This window comes from Pseudomonas antarctica (assembly GCF_001647715.1).
GTDB lineage: Bacteria > Pseudomonadota > Gammaproteobacteria > Pseudomonadales > Pseudomonadaceae > Aquipseudomonas > Aquipseudomonas antarctica_A.
Genome location: NZ_CP015600.1, coordinates 4,989,929 through 5,009,912 on the forward strand (window position 1 = coordinate 4,989,929; position 19,984 = coordinate 5,009,912).

The 19,984-nt window shown below is 57.1% G+C and carries 20 protein-coding genes and 1 pseudogene; 17 read left to right on the plus strand and 4 right to left on the minus strand.

Annotation, left to right across the window (positions count from 1 at the left end):
- The first annotated feature begins 116 nt into the window (after window positions 1–116).
- The 7 genes from A7J50_RS22615 to A7J50_RS22640 all read left to right on the plus strand — a co-directional run bounded on the left by A7J50_RS22615 (window position 117) and on the right by A7J50_RS22640 (window position 5,986).
- A complete protein-coding gene (locus A7J50_RS22615; protein WP_064453801.1) occupies window positions 117–386 on the plus strand; it encodes a DUF2790 domain-containing protein in 270 nt (89 codons plus the stop codon).
- 599 nt (window positions 387–985) lie between these two features.
- Window positions 986–2,236 carry a ribonucleotide-diphosphate reductase subunit beta gene (locus A7J50_RS22620; RefSeq protein WP_032879817.1) on the plus strand — a complete coding sequence of 417 codons (1,251 nt, stop codon included), beginning with the start codon at window positions 986–988 and terminating at the stop codon, window positions 2,234–2,236.
- Between the two features lie 106 nt (window positions 2,237–2,342).
- Window positions 2,343–2,936, plus strand: coding sequence for a hypothetical protein (locus A7J50_RS31775; protein WP_208604444.1), 594 nt, complete (start codon window positions 2,343–2,345; stop codon window positions 2,934–2,936).
- 18 nt (window positions 2,937–2,954) lie between these two features.
- Window positions 2,955–3,521, plus strand: a complete 567-nt coding sequence (locus tag A7J50_RS31780) for a hypothetical protein (RefSeq protein WP_208604445.1) — start codon at window positions 2,955–2,957, stop codon at window positions 3,519–3,521.
- A gap of 358 nt (window positions 3,522–3,879) precedes the next feature.
- Window positions 3,880–4,491, plus strand: coding sequence for a Bro-N domain-containing protein (locus A7J50_RS22630; protein ID WP_064453802.1), 612 nt, complete (start codon window positions 3,880–3,882; stop codon window positions 4,489–4,491).
- Between the two features lie 66 nt (window positions 4,492–4,557).
- Window positions 4,558–5,271 carry an HNH endonuclease gene (locus tag A7J50_RS22635; protein ID WP_064453803.1) on the plus strand — a complete coding sequence of 238 codons (714 nt, stop codon included), beginning with the start codon at window positions 4,558–4,560 and terminating at the stop codon, window positions 5,269–5,271.
- Window positions 5,272–5,341: 70 nt separating this feature from the next.
- Window positions 5,342–5,986, plus strand: coding sequence for an HAD-IB family hydrolase (locus tag A7J50_RS22640; protein WP_064453804.1), 645 nt, complete (start codon window positions 5,342–5,344; stop codon window positions 5,984–5,986).
- A gap of 240 nt (window positions 5,987–6,226) precedes the next feature.
- Here the strand turns inward: A7J50_RS22640 and A7J50_RS22645 are convergent, their stop codons facing one another.
- Window positions 6,227–7,186 carry a LysR family transcriptional regulator gene (locus A7J50_RS22645; protein WP_064453805.1) on the minus strand — a complete coding sequence of 320 codons (960 nt, stop codon included), beginning with the start codon at window positions 7,184–7,186 and terminating at the stop codon, window positions 6,227–6,229.
- Between the two features lie 228 nt (window positions 7,187–7,414).
- Between A7J50_RS22645 and argH the strand changes: the two genes are divergently transcribed.
- The 7 genes from argH (at window position 7,415) to A7J50_RS22680 (ending at window position 14,360) form a co-directional block, all read left to right on the plus strand.
- Window positions 7,415–8,842 (plus strand): argininosuccinate lyase, encoded by a 1,428-nt coding sequence (argH, locus tag A7J50_RS22650; RefSeq protein ID WP_064453806.1) that lies wholly within the window; start codon window positions 7,415–7,417, stop codon window positions 8,840–8,842.
- A gap of 123 nt (window positions 8,843–8,965) precedes the next feature.
- Complete coding sequence (locus A7J50_RS22655; RefSeq protein WP_017134649.1) at window positions 8,966–9,844, plus strand: amino acid ABC transporter permease; 879 nt, start codon at window positions 8,966–8,968, stop codon at window positions 9,842–9,844.
- A 24-nt stretch (window positions 9,845–9,868) separates the two neighbouring features.
- Entirely contained in the window at window positions 9,869–10,633 is a 765-nt protein-coding gene (locus A7J50_RS22660; RefSeq protein ID WP_064453807.1) for an amino acid ABC transporter ATP-binding protein, read from the plus strand.
- A 25-nt stretch (window positions 10,634–10,658) separates the two neighbouring features.
- A complete protein-coding gene (locus A7J50_RS22665; protein ID WP_064453808.1) occupies window positions 10,659–11,480 on the plus strand; it encodes an ABC transporter substrate-binding protein in 822 nt (273 codons plus the stop codon).
- Window positions 11,481–11,657: 177 nt separating this feature from the next.
- Window positions 11,658–12,833, plus strand: a complete 1,176-nt coding sequence (locus A7J50_RS22670) for an MFS transporter (RefSeq protein ID WP_064453809.1) — start codon at window positions 11,658–11,660, stop codon at window positions 12,831–12,833.
- A 92-nt stretch (window positions 12,834–12,925) separates the two neighbouring features.
- Window positions 12,926–13,873 (plus strand): hypothetical protein, encoded by a 948-nt coding sequence (locus A7J50_RS22675; protein ID WP_064453810.1) that lies wholly within the window; start codon window positions 12,926–12,928, stop codon window positions 13,871–13,873.
- A gap of 106 nt (window positions 13,874–13,979) precedes the next feature.
- Window positions 13,980–14,360, plus strand: coding sequence for a helix-turn-helix domain-containing protein (locus A7J50_RS22680; RefSeq protein WP_082895945.1), 381 nt, complete (start codon window positions 13,980–13,982; stop codon window positions 14,358–14,360).
- Here the strand turns inward: A7J50_RS22680 and A7J50_RS22685 are convergent.
- The 3 genes from A7J50_RS22685 to A7J50_RS22695 all read right to left on the minus strand — a co-directional run bounded on the left by A7J50_RS22685 (window position 14,290) and on the right by A7J50_RS22695 (window position 16,925).
- Window positions 14,290–14,847 (minus strand): AAA family ATPase, encoded by a 558-nt coding sequence (locus A7J50_RS22685; protein WP_064453812.1) that lies wholly within the window; start codon window positions 14,845–14,847, stop codon window positions 14,290–14,292. The two genes, A7J50_RS22680 and A7J50_RS22685, sit on opposite strands and share 71 nt — an antisense overlap.
- A gap of 182 nt (window positions 14,848–15,029) precedes the next feature.
- A complete protein-coding gene (locus A7J50_RS31990) occupies window positions 15,030–15,758 on the minus strand; it encodes a hypothetical protein (RefSeq protein ID WP_237140863.1) in 729 nt (242 codons plus the stop codon).
- A 108-nt stretch (window positions 15,759–15,866) separates the two neighbouring features.
- Window positions 15,867–16,925: an MBL fold metallo-hydrolase gene (locus tag A7J50_RS22695; RefSeq protein ID WP_064453814.1), complete on the minus strand. Its 1,059-nt coding sequence runs from the start codon at window positions 16,923–16,925 to the stop codon at window positions 15,867–15,869.
- Window positions 16,926–17,047: 122 nt separating this feature from the next.
- Here A7J50_RS22695 and A7J50_RS22700 point away from each other — a divergent pair, with 122 nt between their 5' ends.
- The 3 genes and pseudogenes from A7J50_RS22700 to A7J50_RS32290 form a co-directional block, all read left to right on the plus strand.
- Window positions 17,048–17,674, plus strand: a complete 627-nt coding sequence (locus tag A7J50_RS22700) for a TetR/AcrR family transcriptional regulator (RefSeq protein WP_064453815.1) — start codon at window positions 17,048–17,050, stop codon at window positions 17,672–17,674.
- A gap of 190 nt (window positions 17,675–17,864) precedes the next feature.
- Window positions 17,865–18,923 (plus strand): diguanylate cyclase, encoded by a 1,059-nt coding sequence (locus A7J50_RS22705; protein WP_064453816.1) that lies wholly within the window; start codon window positions 17,865–17,867, stop codon window positions 18,921–18,923.
- Window positions 18,924–19,252: 329 nt separating this feature from the next.
- A pseudogene (locus A7J50_RS32290) lies at window positions 19,253–19,957 on the plus strand (PAS domain-containing protein); the annotation flags it as partial.
- Window positions 19,958–19,984: the final 27 nt, after the last annotated feature.

Genomic DNA, 19,984 nt, shown 5'->3' on the forward strand with positions numbered 1-19,984 from the left:
CAACGTAACAGCCCCCACGAAGGCAACGTTAATCCGAACTCGCCCACCCTAAGTTACACACGCGGCCTCATAAGGGCCCCGTGACCCCTTTCGCCCCGAAGAAGGTAAAAAGAGAAATGAAAGCTTTAGTAGTGATGGCCCTCAGCAGCTTGTGCGCAACCGCCGCCCTGGCCGACGAAGCCCCGACTGAGCTGGCTGGCCAGAACACCCCGATTGTTGAGGACTACACGTACAGCACGCACTTGGATGTGGCCAAAGTATTGTCAATGAGCACGGTTCCGGAAGTCTGCCAAGTTGTACCGGTACAAATGGAATATGAAGACTCACAAGGTCAACGCCATATTCTTAATTACCAGGTAATGGGCAACGGTTGCTCTAACGGATAATAACTTCTTATAAAGGCGTTAAACCCTGATCTTATTCGCCGCAAGAAATCGTTCTTGCGGCAAAGAGCCAGCTGACACACCTGGGTCCAAATGTGGGAGCGGGCTTGCTCGCGAAAGCGATACCCGCCACACCAACACCTCAAAACCCTGCACCCTTCCCAGCATTTTTACTCCCCGGAAGCCCACTTCCCCCGCCCTACAAAAAACATCCCACCGCCCGTCAAAAAAATCCTAGCCCAGCAAAGCCTTGCAAACACACGCCTTGGCCGAAAACCACACCATTTTGGCGCTCTGTCGTGACCATCCGCCGCAACACAAAGCCGAATTTTTCCCTATAATGCGCGGGTAAATCGGGCCTGCAATATCCCTTTACACCGGGATGAAGAGCCAGACCTGAGGCCTCCGCAGGAGCATGCATCTGTCGCTCCCCCCTCAAGCCTCATGCAGAGCACCCGTTCACCCAATTGCGTTTAATGCCTGCGCCAGCGGTTGCAACAAACGATTCCTTAAGATCCACCGCGGCCCGAGGGCCGTGTGAACACCCAACCATCCGGTTTCACACGGGCACCTTTGAGCCCTCACGCAGGAGACGACACGTCATGCTGAGCTGGGACGAATTCGACAAAGAAGAAGAAGGCGAAGTCGCCGCTAAAGGCGCCAACGCCGGCCACGCCACCGAAGCCAACATGGACCGCCTCGACGGTGCCGGCGCCGCTGCCGCCATCGAAGCCCGCGCCGTCACCGCCAGTGACTCCGCCGCCATCGTGCGCGCCAAGGCCGCCCTGGATAAACTCGACGTCGCCGAAGGCCTCGCTGAGCTCGAAGGCTCCGCCGCCCGCGTCGCCGTTGACGAAAAGCGCATGATCAACTGCCGCGCCGACCTCAACCAACTCGTGCCCTTCAAGTACGACTGGGCTTGGCAAAAGTACCTCGACGGCTGCGCTAACCACTGGATGCCGCAAGAGGTCAACATGACCGCCGACATCGCCCTGTGGAAAAACCCCGAAGGCCTGACCGACGACGAACGCCGCATCGTCATGCGCAACCTGGGCTTCTTCTCCACTGCTGATTCGTTGGTCGCGAACAACCTGGTGCTGGCCGTGTACCGCCTGATCACCAACCCGGAGTGCCGCCAGTACATCCTGCGCCAGGCCTTCGAAGAAGCGATCCACACCCACGCCTACCAGTACTGCATCGAATCGCTGGCCATGGATGAAGGCGAGATCTTCAACATGTACCACGAGATCCCATCGGTGGCTAAAAAAGCCGCGTGGGGCCTGAAGTACACCCGTTCGATCTCCGATCCGAAGTTCGAAACCGGCACCGTCGAAACCGACAAAGAACTGCTGCGCAACCTGGTCGCCTACTACTGCGTCCTCGAAGGCATCTTCTTCTACTGCGGCTTCACCCAGATCCTGTCCATGGGCCGCCGCAACAAAATGACCGGCGTGGCCGAGCAGTTCCAGTACATCCTGCGCGACGAGTCGATGCACCTGAACTTTGGTATTGACGTGATCAACCAGATCAAAATCGAAAACCCACACTTGTGGGATGCCGAGATGAAGGAAGAAGCGACCCAGATGATCCTGCAAGGGACGCAGCTGGAGATTGAATATGCGCGCGATACCATGCCGCGTGGGGTGCTGGGCATGAATGCGGCGATGATGGAGGACTACCTCAAGTTCATCGCGAATCGTCGTCTGTCGCAGATTGGGTTGAAGGAAGAGTATCCGGGGACGACGAATCCGTTCCCTTGGATGAGCGAGATTATGGACTTGAAGAAAGAGAAGAATTTCTTTGAGACTCGGGTTATTGAGTACCAGACTGGTGGGGCGCTGAGCTGGGATTAATATTTTCTCAATTGTCCTACAGCAGTTAAGCTTTGCCTCTAATAAGACCCTGCCTTCAGGGTCTTATTAGGAAATAAAAATAAGCCAACGTGTATAGGGATGACAAATGAGCGAACCAACCGAAACAACTTCTTCACAAGTAATATTACCAGTTAAGCCTAATCCTTCCGCCAAACGCCCCCCATCTAAAAAAACACCTACCCGAAAGCCACAAGCAGCATCCACAAAAAAAGCAACACCTCCCAAAAAAACCATATCCAAAAAAACACCACCGCCCAAACCAAGTTCAAAAACAGCAAAATTCCCTCGGCACACCCTAGAAAAAGTACTTCGAATCCCGCGCGCGATTCAAGAACAAAATGCAGGACAACCCTGCTCTGAAAGAGAGGCTGCTAATTTCGTTGGCGTTGGATTCGGCGGAAACTTCCAAGTCGAAATAAGCTCTGCTCAAAAATATGGTTTATTAGAAAGGACATCTTCACCTGGTCAGATTTCAATTACCGAGCTTGCTAGAAAAATAATACGTCCTCAACAAACTGAGGATGAAATATCTGGTTTAAGAGAAGCAGCAATAAATGCTCCAGATATCGGCGAAGTGTATCAACACTATCGCGGAGAAAATCTTCCTGACCCTCAATTCTTTCGAAATGCACTGATCGATAAATTTAAAATTCCGGAGGATAAAGCATCAGAATTTTAAGCTATCTTTTTAGAGACAATGCAAGATGCTCAACTATTAGAAGAACATAGTGGAAAAAGAAGAATTTTAGACGTCTCGAAAGAACCGTCAATCGAAGCAAGCGATGGCAGATTAAAAAAATTGGGCCGACAGGTTTCAGTCAAAAGCACAGACACTTGTTTTGTAATGATGCCTTTTGCTAACCCTATCGGCACTTACTACAGCACGATATACGAACCTGCCATACAAAAAGCGGGGTTAACCCCAATAAGAGCAGATGCAGACATATTCGGCACCGGTAAAATTATCGACCAGATTTGGCAAGGTATAAATAACTCTAAGATCTTAGTAGCAGAGCTCACAAATAGAAACCCTAACGTTTTTTATGAACTGGGGTTAGCGCACGCCCTGAACAAACCTGTAGTACTCATATGCTCAAACGAATCAGATGTTCCATTCGACCTACAACATATCCGAGTAATCTACTACGACGTGACCGACCCTTTCTGGGGTAACAAACTTATTGAAAAAATAGCAGAGAACATTCTCTCTGCTTTAAGAACGCCGGAAGAAGCCGTATTCAAAGCAGCCTTACAAAACAATTAGACAAATAATAGCTATAACCATACACCCAACAAATCAGCACAGATGAGAAGCCCCGCTCAAATCGGGGCACCCCTCTAAATCAAAAATATCAAACACCAACCTCCAATACATCAGGAAGTTTCTTACACACATATAATCCTTCTAATTATAGATACCATCCTCCATACCAAGCATTCTTGGCGGACGGTGCCTAAGAAACGCCCAACGTAGAAGCTAGCCTCACGTAAGCCAAAAAAAACGCCTGATCTCATTCATGCGAACTTAAGGCTGCATTGAGGCATGGCAAGTTGGAGTTTCTTAAATCCGCTCTCTACGTTGGGTTCGCGCCCTTCCGTAAATCACGTAGAGATCATAGAAAATGCCTAGCCGATATCTGCTCGACTTGCCTAGCGCCACGAGTTTGGTCACATCTGAACCTTCTATTGCCGTCGTGTTCACCCACCATAATCTTCAATTACACGCTCTCCTTCTAGAAAACCAAGCGTGGTTCTGCGCGCGTGACCTTGGGCGTTTGATGGGGTGGTATCTCGATGAGCGGACGACTCGCAAGCTCGATGAGGATCAACGAAGAACCTTAAACCTGCTGTTCCACGGTCAACCGGAACAAATGCTGATGATCAGTGAATCCGGTGCCTACGCGCTGCTGGTCTATCACTACACACCTGGGAATCGGCTACTGCGTAGTTGGCTCACTCATGAAGTCGTTCCAACTTTACGGGACGAGCGTCAGCCACGCACGATGGAGCGGCCGTTGTTGAGCATGTTGGATTGGCCGGAGATGTCGTTGAATCTGTTGCATTGGCAGGATGAAGGCTGGATTAGGCTTCGAGATATGCCGTATTTGTTGGTGAATCGGACCTATCGGAGAGAATCAGCAAAGACTGCGTGGTGGAGAAAGCTCATTCAACTGTTCCGAATGACGCAGCGACTTTACCAAATTCGACGACAACCAAATCCGACAGACTCGTAGGAAATTTCGTAGACGCCATAATGGCTACTCAGTATCGTCCGAGGGTTTTCTACCCTCGGCGGCTGTATGGATATTGCAAAAGACAAAACGGACTGGAACGACGCGGAATTGACAGCGGCAGTCGAGGCGTACTTGAAGATGTTGGCCTGGGAAAAGAGTGGCCAGCCTTTCAACAAAGCACTCGAAAACCGCCTTCTGCGTGAAGGGCCGGTGGCAGGGCGTGCGAAGGGTTCTATTGAACTTCGCATGCAAAATATCTCCACCGTGCTCGTCCGTATGGGCTGGGACCGTATTGAAGGTTATAAGCCTGCGAAGAATGTGGGGACTGGCGTAGAGCAACGCATCCGCCAAGCGCTTGCCGCGCAGGGTGTATTCGAATCCGAAGACGCAGCCCAAACGGCAGATGAGCAAACGCTTATCCGCCGCGCATCCAAACTGCAGCAGCAACCTTTCCAAAAGCTACCGGATGGCATCGCCAATCCGCAGAAAGTGTCGACCGTCAGCACTGCCTTTGTCCGCGACCCAAAGGTACGCGCCTGGGTACTCAAAGAAGCCAAGGGCATCTGCGAAGGCTGCGGTTCAAACGCGCCTTTCGAGGTCGATGGTTTGCCATTTCTTGAAGTACATCACGTCAAGCACCTCGCCCAGAAGGGTTCGGATCGCACGACCAATGCTGTAGCCTTGTGCCCCAATTGCCATCAGCGTTGTCACCGGTCGAGTGACCGGGATGCTTTCACCGAGACGCTTTACGCCAAGATCGGAAGATTGGCACGGGAGTAAACTCCTGCTGTCACACCTGATGCACGCTTAAAAAATACTAGATAGGACCGAGGCCACCGTGAACCCAGACATGCTCGAAGCCGGCCCCGTAGACGCCAAAGTACTCTCCGTCTTTGACTTCGACGGCACCCTGACCCATCACGACAGTTTCGTGCCATTCCTCAAGTTTGCCTTTGGCACCGGTGAGTTCTACGGCCGGATGGCGAAGCTGGCGGTGCCTGGGCTGCGCTTTTTGCTGCGGCAGATCAGCCGGGATGAGTTGAAGGCGCAGTTGATCCGCACCTTTATGACCGGTGTGGAGAAGGCGTGGGTTCAGCAGCAGGCTGAGGCGTATTGCCAGCGCTATTGGACCAAGCTGATGCGCCCCAAGGGCTTGCAGTCGGTGGAAGATGAGGTGAAGTCCGGGGCGGTGGTGACGTTGTGTTCGGCGTCGCCGGCGTTGGTGTTGCAGCCGTTTGCGAATCGGCTGGGGATCAAGTTGATTGGCACTGAGCTCGAGGTGGTCGACGGGGTGTTGACGGGCAAGCTCACGGGGAATAATTGCCGCTGTGAGAACAAGGTGCTGCGGCTTGAGGCGGTGTATGGGGATTTGGGCGAGTATCGGCTGCGAGCCTGGGGCGATACGCGTGGGGATCGGGAGTTGTTGGCCGCGGCGCAGGATGCGCATTTTCGGCATTTTCATTCGAAGAAGAAGCAGGGCAAGTTGCAGCGGTGATGCGGGTGGATGGGGTCGGCAGGTGGACCGAGTCGATCCCATCGCTGCCTCGCTGGGGCTCGAGAGCTCCCACATTTTGAGCGGTGCCAGATGGATAGCGCACTAGCATGGGGTGCTGGGGGGCGATGCAGATGGATGGGTTCGGCAGGTAGACCGCGGTGATCCGTTCGCAGCCTCGCTGGGGCTCGACAGCTCCCACATTTGAGCTTTGTCAGCCTGTTGATCGGTGTTCGGCGGCGCTTATGTCGCGGCCTTGAGGTCTACGCCCAGGGCTGTTGCGAAGGCTTTTACCATCGGGCTTCTTGGCGCGTTGTGGCGCAGGATCAGGTTGAACGCGGTGCTCAGGTGAACCTGTTCCGGGCACAGTGCGCGCAGGCGCCCTTCCCTGACCAGTGGCGCGGCGTAGTGTTCCGGCAGGAAGCCGAGGAAGCGGCCGGTGAGGATCAGGATGGCGACGGCTTCCACCTGTGAGGCCGAGGCGGACTGGCTGTCGTAGGTGACGAAGTTGGCCTTGTCGCGGTGGATCGCATACCGGTGGTTGACCACTTCGTATTGGCGCACCACCTCCGGCGTAATGTCGCTCGCGTTGAACAGTGGGTGTCCTACGGCGCAGTAGGCGTGGGCTTTTTCTTCGTAGAGCGGGAAGTAGTCGAATTCTTCGCGGCGTTGGTACACCGGCACGATGCCGACGATCAGCCGCCCTTCCACCACGCCGCGTTCAACTTCGTCCAGTTGCGAGGCCTGTAGGCGCAATCTAATTTTTGGCGATTCGCTGTGCAGTTTCCCTAAAGCGGTAATCAGCGGCGAATTAATGTCGGATACGGTGTTATCAATAACGCCGACACTAAGGTCACCAATAAGCTCGTTTTGCGCCGAACTAAGTTTGTCGCGAAAACTGTCCACCGAGGTAAATAACTCGATGGAAGCCTGGTACACCAACTTGCCTTCTTCGGTCAGGCCAAAACCTTCGCGGCCCCGTGTGCACAGGCGCATGCCGATGCGGATTTCGAGGTCGGAGATCTGTTTGCTGATGGCCGCCAGGCCCACGTTCAGCTCGTTTTGCGCGGCGCTGAAGCCGCCGGCTTCGACCACGGCCATGAACACGCGCAGCAATTTGAAGTCCAGCCCGCTCAGTTGCAGCGGCGGTCGTGTGCCGGGTTTGGGCGGTATGTTTCCAGAAGTGGAAAGTGGGGTTTCCATAATACGCGTTGACCTCAAGTGCCATATTCAACAGGCTTCAACCCAATCCTTGAACATAGCCAGGCGGCGATAATGAACATAAACATCCGCCCTTGGCAACCTTGAATATAGCGGGTTGAACAGCACACAGAGGCTGATTTAACACCTCGCAAAACCTGACACTACGATCAGGACTTTTTACTTTTTGACTGCCTCCGACTCTTCTAAAAACAAGCGTGAGGAACACCCATGTCCCAGCCCACCGACCGCCTTTGGGGCGCTCGTTTCAAGACCGGTCCGTCTGCTGCACTGGCCGCGTTGTCGCGTTGCCCTGAGCGCTATTTCCGCCTGACGCCCTACGACCTGGCCGGTTCCCGTGCCCATGCCCGTGAGTTGCAGCGCGCCGGTTTGCTGGATGAGTCGGAGACCCTGCGCACCCTGGAGGCCCTGGACCGTATCGGTGAGGACTTCGCCGCTGGGCGCCTGCATCCAACCCTGGATGACGAGGACGTACACACCTTTATCGAACGCGTTTTGACCGAGCGCCTGGGCGCCTTGGGCGGCAAGCTGCGCGCCGGGCGTTCACGCAACGACCAAACGGCCAACGACCTGCGCCTTTTCCTACGTGACCATGCGCGCACCATCACCACTGAGGTGCTGGGTTTGCAGCAGGCGCTGGTGGAGCAGGCTGAGCAGCACGTCGACAGCATTTGCCCAGGCTTCACTCACTTGCAGCAGGCGCAACCGATTGTGTTTGCCCACCACTTGTTGGCGCACGCGCAGTCGATGTTGCGTGATGTGCAGCGCCTGGTGGATTGGGATGCGCGCACGGCGTTGTCGCCGTTGGGTGCTGCCGCAATGGCAGGCTCGGCGATTGCGCGCCAGCCCGAGCATTCGGCCAAGGAAATGGGCTACACCGGGCCGTGCGAAAACTCGATCGACGCCGTCGCCAGCCGTGACCATGTGGCGGAGTTTCTGTTTGTGGCGGGCATGCTCGGAGTGAACATTTCACGCCTGTCGGAGGAGTTTTGCTTGTGGTCGTCGCGCCAGTTTCGCTGGGTTGTATTGGACGATGCCTATGCCACAGGCAGCTCGATCATGCCGCAGAAAAAGAACCCGGACATTGCCGAACTGGCGCGGGGCAAGGCTGGGCGTTTGATTGGCAACCTGACCGGGCTGATGTCGACGCTCAAGTCGTTGCCGCTCTCGTACAACCGCGATTTGAGTGAAGACAAACACAGCGTGTTGGACAGCGTCGACACCTTGCTGCTGGTGCTGCCGGCGATGGCCGGGATGGTCGCGACCATGAAGGTGCAGGTGGAAGAGCTGCGGCGCCAGGCGCCGATGGGCTTCACCTTGGCGACCGAGGTGGCGGATTGGCTGGCCACGCGCGGTGTGCCGTTCAAGGAGGCGCATGAGATTACCGGCGCCTTGGTGCAGGCCTGTGAGAAGCATGAGATTGAGTTGTGGGAAGCCTCGCCGGCGATGTTGGCGGAGGTGGATGCTCGGTTGCTGCCCGAAGTGCGTGACTGCTTGACCCTGGAGGCAGCGATTGCGGCGCGCAGTGGTTGGGGTGGGACGGCGCCGGAGCGGGTTCGCGAGCAGATTGGGCGGTTGAAGGTGGCGTTGGCTGAGCAGCAAAAGTGGGCTGAGAGTTATCAGGGGTTTCGGATTTAAGTCTGGGCATGTGTGGTGAGCTCACTGGCGCTATCGCAGGTAAGCCAGCTCCCACATTTGACCGGGTTTCAACCGTTAGACCGCGTACAGCAGTTAGAGCGTTATTAGTTTTGGAGTAACACCATGAACCAAACCCCGGCGGAGCGCTTGGAAGCCGAGCGTAAGTTGTCCGAGAACCAGTTCGATATCACGCAGTACGAGCACGTGCCGCGTCGCTATTACGGGCGGATGTTTTTTGCCACGTTGATCGTGATCGCCCTGGCCGCGTTGTTGCGCGCATTTGCCAATGGCCAGATCGAATGGTCCTACATCGGGCAGTTCCTCACGTCTGAGGCCATCCTGTGGGGCCTGGTCAACACCATCGTCATGTCGATTCTGGCGATGGCGCTGGGTGTGGTGATCGGGGTGATCACGGCGATCATGCGCATGTCGGCCAACCCGATCCTGCGGTATGTGGCCATCACCTACACCTGGCTGTTTCGCGGTACGCCGCTGATTTTGCAACTGCTGCTGTGGTTCAACCTGGCGCTGATTTTCCCGGTGATCGCGATTCCGGGCCTGTTCAGCATCGACACCGTCGACCTGATGACGCCGTTCGTGGCCGCCCTGCTCGGCCTCAGTATCAACCAGGGCGCCTACACCGCCGAAGTGGTGCGCGCCGGCTTGCTGTCGGTCGACACCGGCCAGTACGAGGCGGCCAAGTCCATCGGCATGCCGAGCTTGCAAGCGCTGCGTAGGGTGATTCTGCCGCAGGCCATGCGGGTGATCATTCCGCCGGTAGGTAACGAGTTCATCAGCATGGTGAAAATGACCAGCCTGGCCAGCGTGATCCAGTATTCGGAGCTGTTGCACAACGCGCAAAACATCTACTACGCCAACGCCCGGGTCATGGAGCTGCTGATTGTGGCCGGCATTTGGTACCTGGCGGTGGTGACTGTTCTTTCATTTGGTCAAAGCCGCCTCGAGCGTCGTTTTGCCCGCGGCGCCGGCAAGCGTTCGTAAGCCTGGGTTGAGGAGATTTGCCCCATGAGAAGCATCGTCAAGGCCGTCAACCTGAACAAGTATTACGACGAGTATCACGCGCTGCGCGACATCAATATCGAGGTCGAGCAAGGCGAAGTGATGTGCATCATCGGCCCGTCCGGCTCGGGTAAAAGCACGCTGTTGCGCTGTGTGAACCAGCTGGAAAAAATCGACAAGGGCGGCCTGTGGGTCGACGGCGAACTGGTGGGTTACCGCGTTGTCGGCAACAAGCTGCATGAGATGAACGAATCACAGATCGCCCGCCAGCGCCTGGCGACCGGCATGGTGTTCCAACGCTTCAATTTGTTCCCGCACATGACCGTGCTGCAGAACATCATCGAAGGCCCGGTGCAGGTGCTCAAGCGCTCGCCCAAGGAAGCCATCGAAGATGCGCTGGAGTTGCTGGCCCGCGTTGGCCTGGCGGACAAGCGCAATGCCTACCCGGTGGAATTGTCCGGCGGCCAGCAACAGCGTGTGGCCATTGCCCGTGCGTTGGCCATGCGCCCCAAGTTGATGTTGTTCGACGAACCCACGTCAGCCCTCGACCCGGAGCTGGTAGGCGAAGTGCTGTCGGTGATGCGCGATTTGGCCACCAGCGGCATGACCATGATTGTGGTCACCCATGAGCTGGGCTTTGCCCGCGAAGTCTCCAACCGCATGGTGTTTATGGACGCCGGCCAGATTGTGGAAGCCGGCAGCCCCGAAGAAATTCTAATAAGCCCACAAAACCCGCGTACCCAAAGCTTTATTTCTGCCGTTCGCACTTAACTAAAAAACTAACGAGAACGCCCCCATGAAAACATTGTTTATCCCAACGTTGCTCGCAGGCCTGATGGCTTCCACCTGTGTATTGGCGGCATTGCCGGCAGCAATCAAGGAAAAAGGCGAGATCAGCGCGGCCATCGTGCCGAACTACCCGCCGATGGATTTCAAAGACACCGCCACCAACAAGCTCACCGGCCTGGATTTCGACCTGGGCAACGCCCTGGCCGAACGTCTCGGCGTGAAGATCAAGTGGCAGGAAACCGGCTTCGAGCAAATGCTCAGCGGCCTGACCACCAAGCGCGTGGACATCGTGCTGTCGGGCATGAGCGACACGGCCGAACGCCAAAAGGCTGTGACCTTCATCGACTACTTCACCAGCGGCCCGCAGCTGTACACCCTGGCCAAGCGTGAAGACCTCAAGGAGTTGACTGACCTGTGCGGTAAAAAAGTCGGCACCAGCCGCCGTACTACCTGGCCGTCGGAAATTGCCGCGTGGAGCAAGGAAAACTGCGAAGCGGCGGGTAAGCCGGCCATCGTGGTGATCGGCACTGAAGGCTCGGCGGATGCACGGGCGCAGTTGCAGCAGAACCGCCTGGATGCGGCGATGCAGGGCAGCGAGACGATTCCTTATCTGATGTCGCTGGACAAGGGCAAGTACAAGCCGGTGGGCCTAGCGATTTCCAAGCAGTTCACGGGGCTGGGGATTGAGAAGAGCAACACCGAATTGGTCACGGCGATCAGTGAAGCGTTGCAGGGCATGATTGAGGATGGGACGTACGGCAAGATCCTGAAGAAATGGGACCTGGAGCAGGGTGCGGTCGAGAAAATCAGCATCAACGCCGGCCAGTAAACACCACAAACTCCTGTGGGAGCTGGCTTGCCTGCGATAGCAGTGGATCAGCTTGCATCTACATCGCCTGACTCACCGCCATCGCGGGCAAGCCCGGCTCCCACAGGGGATCTCCATTGAGCTTTAGAAGAGTGCTCGGCTCGGCTGCGCATTTATGACAAGGACATCCGCCCCACCGTGGCCACCTACTCCCTGGTAATCCGCCGCCTGATGATCTGCTCGGTGACCATCGTGGTCAGCCGCGCCATGACCAGTCCCTTGCTGGCCTTGCTGCTGAGCACCCGACTGGGTCTCAATCAACAGGACATCGGCCTGCTGATGGGCATCGCGGTGTTCATCGCCACACTGCTCGGCCTCTACGGCGGCTACATCATCGACCGCCTGGAAAAGCGCAAGCTGCTGATCCTGGCCATGCTCTCCAGCTCCATCGGTTTTCTGTTGCTGACCTTTGCCAGCAACCTCTACCTCACCACCCTGACCCTGGTCATCACCGAAGCCGCGTCGGCATTATTCCTGATCGGCTCCAAGGCCATCATCAGCGAGAACCTGCCCGTCGGGGATCGCGCCAAGGTATTTTCACTGCGCTACACACTGACCAACGTCGGCTACGCCACCGGCCCGATGGTCGGCGTGGTGATCGCCGGCCACATGCAACTGGCGCCGTTCCTGATCGCCAGCGCCATTGCGTTTGGCAGCCTGTTCCTGATGATCGGCATCCCGCCCACCCAACGGGACGACAGCAACAAACCCTTAAGTTTTCTTACCACCCTGCGCACGTTGCGCAGCGACCGCACGCTGATCCTGTTCACCAGCGGCAGTTTGTTGAGCACCATTGTCCACGGGCGCTACACCCTTTATCTGTCGCAGTTTTTGCTGGTGGCCTACAAGCCGGCCGAGGCGCTGAAGATTCTGTCGGCGGTGCTGGCCTGCAATGCCATTACCGTGATTTTGATGCAGTACCAAATCGGCCGCTTCCTCAAGCGCGAACAACTGCGCTACTGGATCGTACTTGGCACCCTGCTGTTCATTGCCGGGCTGATCGGCTTCAGCCAGGCGCACAGCTTGCTCACGTGGTGCCTGGCGATGTTCGTGTTCACCTTGGGCGAGATGATCATCTACCCCTCGGAGTTCCTGTTTATCGACACCATCGCCCCGGATGCCCTGCGCGGCAGCTACTACGGCGCGCAAAATCTGGCCGCATTTGGCGGGGCGATGAGCCCGGTGATTTGCGGTTATCTACTGATCAATTCGGCACCCGTCAGCATGTTTTATGCCCTCGGCGCACTGACCGCCGTGGGCGGCACCTTGTGTTTCCTGAGTGGACGGCGTGTAGCCAGCACGCCTCATATCTAAATGTGGGAGCAAGCCCGCTCCCACACTTTTGATCTCCTTAAAGGCGAAGTTTTGCGTAATATCCAGCAATTCATCTCACGGACCCGAGCCCCATGAAATTCGACACGGCCTACAGCCTGAGTCTCGATGACAAGCTGTCGATCTACGACGTACGAGACCTGAATTTCGACGAAACGGCCGACTTCGATTCCGACAAGGACCGTTTCCTGTGCCCCAACGATGAATGCCGCGCGGCATTTGATACGGGCAATACGTTGAGCACATTCAACGCGAAAAACGTCAATTACCTGCGCACACCGCACTTCAAGAACAAGACCAGCACCCGCCATATCGACGGCTGCCGCTATGCCAGCACGCACAAGACCGCAGCCGGCGAAAGTGACGACGAGCGCGAGGATAATTTCCCATCGGAATTTGTGCTGACACGGCGTCAGTACGAACGTAAAACGCCACGGGTTGGGTCCGAGGGCAGCGCCCCACAAGAGCCAACGAAAGCGCCTTCAACCCGCTCCGAACCATCCCACAGAGCAAGCGATTCAACCCCGGACAAAACCAGCGTATTCGCCCACCCGGTGGAATGCTACGTGTCGAACATCGACGACAAGGACAGGCTCAAGGCCATGCCGCTGAAGATCGGCGAGCACACCGCGACCTACTGGACGTTTTTCAAGAAAATCGAATACCTGCAGGACAACAACGGCCTGATCTACTGGGGCAGGATCAAGGCGATCAAGGACTACACCAGCAGCTTTCGCATCGACTTCGAAAAGAAGGTGTGGCTCGACAAGAAGCCCTACTCGGTCAATGTCTACCTGAGCAAAAAACTCATCGAGAACTACCGCAAGCGCAAGGCGTTCCTTGAGCAGATCAAGGCGGCGGTGGACAGTGAGCGGCCGCTGTACTGCTTCTTCTACGGCGTAACGCCGGCGTTGAAACAGGTGCCCAGCAAGAAGAACCCCGAGCAGACGTTCGGGGTGTTCAGCGCGAATATCGAAAACCTCGATCACCTGATCATTCGGGAGGCGCCAGGGGTGGAATGAGGGATAGCTGAAACGCTATAAAAAAATCCAGTTGATGAGCGGTCAAAACAACTGTACAAAAACACAGTATAGTTTGCCCTCCCCCGTCGAATCCTGGAGAAACCCCATGTCCTCTCTGGCAATGAGCTCTTTCGTAGAACAACAGATCGTCCTGCATCAATTCACCGCCAAGCACAGTGTGCAGGCCCGCGCGATGCTGGGCTGGAGCCGGGAAGACCTGGCCCGCCAGGCCGGGCTGGCGGTGGAAGCGGTTCAACGCTTTGAAAGCCAGGCCGATGCGGCTGATGAAACCCGCTTGGCATTGGCATTTCGGCTGGAGGCTGAAGGGCTGGTGTTTTTCCCGGGGTTTGCGCCGGGGTGGGGCATGAGTGCACGCAGGTTTGACCGCCCCCAGGCCGAGCCCAGCGCACAAGGCATCATTTCGCGACTGATGGGCTCAACAGCGGCATCAATTGATTCACCAACGCCGCAACCGAATGGTGCGTAGAGTCCAGCCGGATCACCGGGCAGGTCAATGGTTTCAGCCAGCTTTCATGCCGACGCAGGCTGCGTAGGCTGTGATTGCCCTCATCGTAACGGGCGGCCCAGGCGAGGAAAGCCACACTGTTTTCATGGCGGCTGCCTCCCACCAGCACCCTGTCGCCGTAGCGTTGCACTTCACGCAGGCGCAGGCGGCTCAGGCGTATTTGCGGGTCCACACGCAGGAATACCACATGCGTGAACTGCGGGATCATGGCATCGCCCCAGCCGCACAGTGAGCCGGACACCACCCAGCCCTCGAGGTCGGCACTCTGTTCCACCAGCAGTCGGGTGCGTTCATCCCTCAGCCGAGCGACGGTGAAGGGCTCCGAAGTTTGCTGCCAGTAGAAGTCGTCGGAGTCAAAATAAGCGACATTCAGGCGTTCGGCCAAGGCCCTTCCCAAGCTTGTGGTACCGGCACCCGCCGCGCCGAGAATGTGGACTCTGTAGGTCATGGCTTCCCTCAATGGCATTGAGTGTCATCAGTCAGGCTTGCCGCGCCCGGCGCAACATTTAAAGCCCAGGTTTCGCGCTGATTTGAGCCGCCTGCTCGACGCCAGTCTAAGAACTGCAGCCCCTAAGACGTTAAGACCCTCGCCACTCACATCGTAGGAGAGTTCAGCGCGCCAGGTAGTTGCTACGGATGGCCTGACACGCAAGCGCTCATCTGTCGAAACGCGCACAGCAGCGTGGGCAGCGCATCACGCGCCCACCGGGCGCCATACACCCAGAGTTTGGCGCCCTCTTCCAAAGGTTCGCACAGCGAGGGATACCCGTTTGTACAAGCCCCGTGAAACGCGGCGCTCTGCTCGTCAGATACCAAAGCGTCCAGGCGATGCGCGGTCACGAGCTCATCAATTTCATTAGAACGCTGCAGGCTGAATTGAAGGTTGTAATTCTCACGTCGGGCGTCCACCGGCACCAATTGCGCACCGGCCTGACGCAGAACCTCAAAGGCACGGCGCAAAGCCGCGCTGTGTTCGACGGGTTCGCGATGATCGCCGCACACATACCGATCCGCAAACCCGATGCGCCACCCCGACAGCATTTGGGAAGGCGTGAAGGTGGTGTTGTTCAGCACCAGGGGGACCTCCACCATCACCGGCCCAGTGGGGTCGACATCACTCACAGCGATGAGGGATAAGGCAGGGTCCCGCACGGCTCGCATGAGTGGCGCCAGGGTGTTATAGCCAGGAATGGGCGCGACGCCCCTGGAGTGCTCGGCAGCGAAGACGACACCCGCCAGGTTCGCTTTATCGGGGTGAGAATGAACGGGCACATGCGCCGAGCTCATCTCTTCGCCAGTCAATGGCTCCAGGTGACAGGGCATACCCAATTGCCAATGCGTCCTACAATCTTTTTCCATCAAAACCTGCACCCCGGGAATAACTTTCCCGGGATGATCGCACTCCCATCTGGCGTTTGTCGCAGGGCGGAAACACCCTGAAAAGACCTTTTTTAAAAGCCCCTTGCCTCAGCCCGCAGCGTGCTCTTGCGCGCCTTGAGTTTCTACGTCCAACCACCAGGCATGCCCGCGTTCGGGCTGGTTCAAGCTGAACGCCTGCCCCATCGCCGGCGTGGTAATCGACACGTTGCGCTCCCAGGCCAGGGCCATGATGCGGTCGAACGGTTCGTGCCAGGCGTGAAACGCCAGGTCAAAGGTGCCATTGTGAATCGGTAGCAGCCAGCGGCCCTTGAGGTCGATATGGGCTTGCAGGGTCTGTTCCGGCTGCATGTGCACGTGGGGCCAGTCGACGTTGTAAGCGCCTGTTTCCATCAACGTCAGGTCAAACGGGCCATATTGTTCGCCGATACGTTTGAAGCCATCGAAGTAACCCGTGTCGCCGCTGAAAAAGATCCGCCGCGCGCCGTCGATCATTACCCAGGAACACCACAAGGTCTGGTTGCCATCAAACAGGCCGCGCCCAGAAAAATGCTGCGCCGGCGAAGCGATAAACCGAATGCCATCGACCTCGGTGCCTTCCCACCAATCCAGTTGCCGGACTTTGCTGGCATCCACGCCCCATTTGACCAGAAGGTCGCCCACGCCTAACGGCGCGAGAAAGTAACGGGTTTTGTCGGCGAGTTGGACCACGGCGTTGCGGTCAAGGTGGTCATAATGATTGTGGGAAAGAATCACCGCCTCCAGCGGCGGCAAGTCTTCAAGGCTGATAGGCGGCTGGTGGAAGCGCTTGGGGCCGGCCCAACTGAACGGTGAGGCACGTTCGGCGAACACCGGGTCGGTGACCCAGAATTTACCGCGCATTTTCAGCAGTACGGTGGAGTGCCCCAGGCGGAACACGCTGTGATCGGGAGCGGCCAACAGCAGCTCACGCGTCAAGGCTTGCACCGGGATCTTGCCCACCGGGCGCGTACTGCGCGGCTTGTTAAACAGCATGTTCCAGAAAATACGCAACGTCTTGCCAAAGCCGCCATGCTGAACCGGGGCGTCGTTGCTGAAATTTCCTTGCGCCTGCTCGGCAGGCTTGAGCGCCGCAGGCGCTGGGTCGAGACGGGTTGATATCGTGGCCATTGCAGAGTGACTCCTACGGTCCGCTCATGAACTACACTGCACAGTGTAGTTTCTAGATTGCAACAAAACGCGAAGCAAGTAAACTGCCGAGTGTAATTTCCTCTAAGAGCCGAACGCCCCCCATGACTGCTCCCCTGCGCCTCACCGACCGTAAACGCGAAGCCATCGTGGCAGCTGCCATCGCCGAGTTTCGGGCTAACGGGTTCGAGGTCACCAGCATGGACAAAATCGCCGCCACTGCAGGTGTTTCCAAGCGCACGGTGTACAACCACTTCCCCAGCAAGGAAGAGTTGTTCGCAGAAATCCTCCACCAATTGTGGGCCAGCAGCGTTGCGCAGTTGGACGTGAGCTACGCCAGCGACCGACCGCTGCGCGATCAATTGCGCGGGTTACTGCAAGCGAAGATGCAGATGATGTCGGACACCAATTTCCTCGACCTCGCCCGTGTCGCGATTGCCGCCACTATCCATTCCCCGGAACGCGCGCAAGACATGGTCAACCGTCTGAGCAAACGCGAAGAAGGCTTCACCCAATGGGTACGTGCCGCACAGGACGATGGCCGACTTTCCTGCACCGACCCGGCCTTCGCCGCCCACCAGATACAAAGTCTGCTCAAAGCCTTCGCCTTTTGGCCGCAAATCACCCTGGGCCAACCTGTCCTGGATGCCGCCAGCCAAGCCAACGTGATCGAATCGGCTATCGATCTGTTCCTGGCGGGTTATGAAGTCAGCGCTTCCCGCCCGCAGTAAAACCCGATTGCATGAACCACATTCCAGGCTCTTTTTGCGTATTCACCGGTTGTGCCGCGCAAATGGCTTGGAAGGACACTGATTATTCCCACTCGAATAACTGACAATATTCACACTTATTATTCGAGCAACGGCTCTAACCGCTGACGCACGCTGTTGCATCTGCACAAAAGAGCTGACCCGGAACACTATGGAAAACAGATTAGGCAAAGGGCTGTCATTTGCCAGACGTATCTACAAGCCAAGAATCATCGGCCTGGGGGTTGGTTGTATCAGTGTCGTCGGCGCTCTTTACCCTCTGGCGATGCCAGGCTGGGTCTGGGCGTTCCTGCTATTCAATGGTTTTGCCTGGGCACATGTGGCGTACCAACTGTCCGTTCACTCGCCGTTTCCGTACCAAGCCGAACAGCGCAACCTGCTTTATGACTCGTTGTTCGTCGGCTTCTGGGCCGCCGCTGCCCAGTTCAGCCCTCTGACGGCCGTGACCATTATGTCAATGATGACCATGAACAACGTCGCCGCCGGCGGCAAGCGCCTGTTTCTGCGCGGGCTGCTGGCACAGGCCGCCGGCGTCGGCATGGCGTGGGGCTTGTTCGGCATCAAGTTCAACCCCAGCGTCAGCCTCATCCAGGTCTACACCTGCCTGCCGATGTTGGCGCTCTACCCGGTGGCCATCGGCATGGTCTGCTATCAGTTGGCGATCAAGCTGTCGGAACACAAGCGCGCCCTCAGCGCCCAGAGCCGCATCGATAGCCTGACCGGCCTGCTCAACCATGGTTCGTGGAAAGACCTGCTGAACCTCAAGTTCCATAAGTGCCAGCAGCAACACGGCCAAGCCACGATCGCCCTGATCGATATCGATCACTTCAAGCAGATCAATGACACTTACGGCCATATCGTCGGGGATGCGGTATTGCGTCAGTTGAGCCAGAAATTACGCCTGCACCTGCGACAAAACGACTTGGCTGGCCGTTATGGCGGCGACGAGTTCTGTGTGATTCTTCCGCAAATGCCGCTTGAAGAAGCGGCGCAGGTCATGGAACAGATACGCGAACTATTTAGTAACTATCGTAATCCGCAGATCCCTGAGCTGCGCGTGAGCCTGAGTATCGGCCTGGCAGACTTCCGCCCCGTCTACAGCGATGCCGCCATGTGGCTCAACGCCGCGGATCGCGCGCTGTACGCGGCCAAGGACACAGGCCGTAATCGGGTTACTGTCAGCGACTACGTCATCGCTCATTCAGCCTAAGTTGTCATACAACATCTCGTCTGAATCTTCTGTCAGCACCCCACAGCGATAGCATAATGCCTCCATTGGTCGCCTGCCCCATGATGGTCCTGCACGGGCAGCGAACTTCTTGGCAGGCTTATCACTCTGAGTCCGTTGTTCAACCCCCTCTGTCAGCATCAGGAAGCTGACAATGAGCAAGTCAACCGTAAGGCCCAGGGCCGTACGGGGTCAGGCGCACATTCATGGATACTTTAGACGCGTGCTTCCCCGAGCCCTCGAACATGCTATTCAACGCCCATAAAAAAACCATCAGTACCCTGCAACTCACCAACGCCCAGCAAGCCAGCATGCTGGATGCCATCGAACGCTCCATGGCAGTGATCGAATTCGACCTGCAGGGCGTCGTGCTGCGGGCCAATGACAACTTCCTCAAGACCATGGGCTACCGCGCCGAACAGATTGTGGGCCAGCCCCACCGAATGTTCTGCACGCCCGCCTTCGCCCGCAGCGCCGAGTACAACCAGTTGTGGACGCAATTGCGCAATGGCCAATTTCAGTCCGGCACCTTCGAACGGGTGGCTGGCAGCGGACAGTCGGTGTGGCTGGAGGCCAGCTACAACCCGGTGCGCAATGACACGGGCCAGGTGATCAAAGTGGTGAAGTACGCCATGGACGTCACACCGCGCCTGCAAACCGAAAGCGAAGCCAACGCCAAACTGGGCGCTATCGACCGCGCCATGGCGGTGATCGAGTTCAACCTCGACGGCACCATCATCACGGCCAACGGAAACTTCCTGCAGCGCATGGGTTACACCCTGTCGCAGATCCAGGGCCAGCATCACCGCGTATTCTGCAAACCGGAGCTGGCGAATAGCTCGGCATACAGCGAGTTCTGGAAACGTTTGAACCAGGGCGAGTTGTTCAGCGGCCAGTTCGAGCGCATTGATAAAAACGGCCAGACCGTGTGGCTCGAAGCCAACTACAACCCGGTCTACGACGCCAGCGGGCGCCTGTGCAAAGTGGTCAAATTCGCCTCCGACGTCACCGCCAGGGTGCAACAGCATGCCGCCGACGCCGCG

Excerpts from the sequence above, each read along its gene's own strand:
- A7J50_RS22630 (WP_064453802.1), top strand. The coding sequence starts at position 3,880 with ATGCCTAGCCGATATCTGCTCGACTTGCCTAGCGCCACGAGTTTGGTC.
- A7J50_RS22660 (WP_064453807.1), top strand. The coding sequence starts at position 9,869 with ATGAGAAGCATCGTCAAGGCCGTCAACCTGAACAAGTATTACGACGAG.
- A7J50_RS22700 (WP_064453815.1), top strand. The coding sequence starts at position 17,048 with ATGACTGCTCCCCTGCGCCTCACCGACCGTAAACGCGAAGCCATCGTG.
- A7J50_RS22620 (WP_032879817.1), top strand. The coding sequence starts at position 986 with ATGCTGAGCTGGGACGAATTCGACAAAGAAGAAGAAGGCGAAGTCGCC.
- A7J50_RS31775 (WP_208604444.1), top strand. The coding sequence starts at position 2,343 with ATGAGCGAACCAACCGAAACAACTTCTTCACAAGTAATATTACCAGTT.
- A7J50_RS22640 (WP_064453804.1), top strand. The coding sequence starts at position 5,342 with ATGCTCGAAGCCGGCCCCGTAGACGCCAAAGTACTCTCCGTCTTTGAC.
- A7J50_RS22675 (WP_064453810.1), top strand. The coding sequence starts at position 12,926 with ATGAAATTCGACACGGCCTACAGCCTGAGTCTCGATGACAAGCTGTCG.
- A7J50_RS22665 (WP_064453808.1), top strand. The coding sequence starts at position 10,659 with ATGAAAACATTGTTTATCCCAACGTTGCTCGCAGGCCTGATGGCTTCC.
- A7J50_RS22680 (WP_082895945.1), top strand. The coding sequence starts at position 13,980 with ATGTCCTCTCTGGCAATGAGCTCTTTCGTAGAACAACAGATCGTCCTG.
- A7J50_RS31990 (WP_237140863.1), bottom strand. The coding sequence starts at position 15,758 with ATGGAAAAAGATTGTAGGACGCATTGGCAATTGGGTATGCCCTGTCAC.
- A7J50_RS22635 (WP_064453803.1), top strand. The coding sequence starts at position 4,558 with ATGGATATTGCAAAAGACAAAACGGACTGGAACGACGCGGAATTGACA.
- A7J50_RS22615 (WP_064453801.1), top strand. The coding sequence starts at position 117 with ATGAAAGCTTTAGTAGTGATGGCCCTCAGCAGCTTGTGCGCAACCGCC.
- A7J50_RS22695 (WP_064453814.1), bottom strand. The coding sequence starts at position 16,925 with ATGGCCACGATATCAACCCGTCTCGACCCAGCGCCTGCGGCGCTCAAG.
- A7J50_RS22705 (WP_064453816.1), top strand. The coding sequence starts at position 17,865 with ATGGAAAACAGATTAGGCAAAGGGCTGTCATTTGCCAGACGTATCTAC.
- A7J50_RS22645 (WP_064453805.1), bottom strand. The coding sequence starts at position 7,186 with ATGGAAACCCCACTTTCCACTTCTGGAAACATACCGCCCAAACCCGGC.
- A7J50_RS22655 (WP_017134649.1), top strand. The coding sequence starts at position 8,966 with ATGAACCAAACCCCGGCGGAGCGCTTGGAAGCCGAGCGTAAGTTGTCC.
- argH (WP_064453806.1), top strand. The coding sequence starts at position 7,415 with ATGTCCCAGCCCACCGACCGCCTTTGGGGCGCTCGTTTCAAGACCGGT.
- A7J50_RS22685 (WP_064453812.1), bottom strand. The coding sequence starts at position 14,847 with ATGACCTACAGAGTCCACATTCTCGGCGCGGCGGGTGCCGGTACCACA.
- A7J50_RS31780 (WP_208604445.1), top strand. The coding sequence starts at position 2,955 with ATGCAAGATGCTCAACTATTAGAAGAACATAGTGGAAAAAGAAGAATT.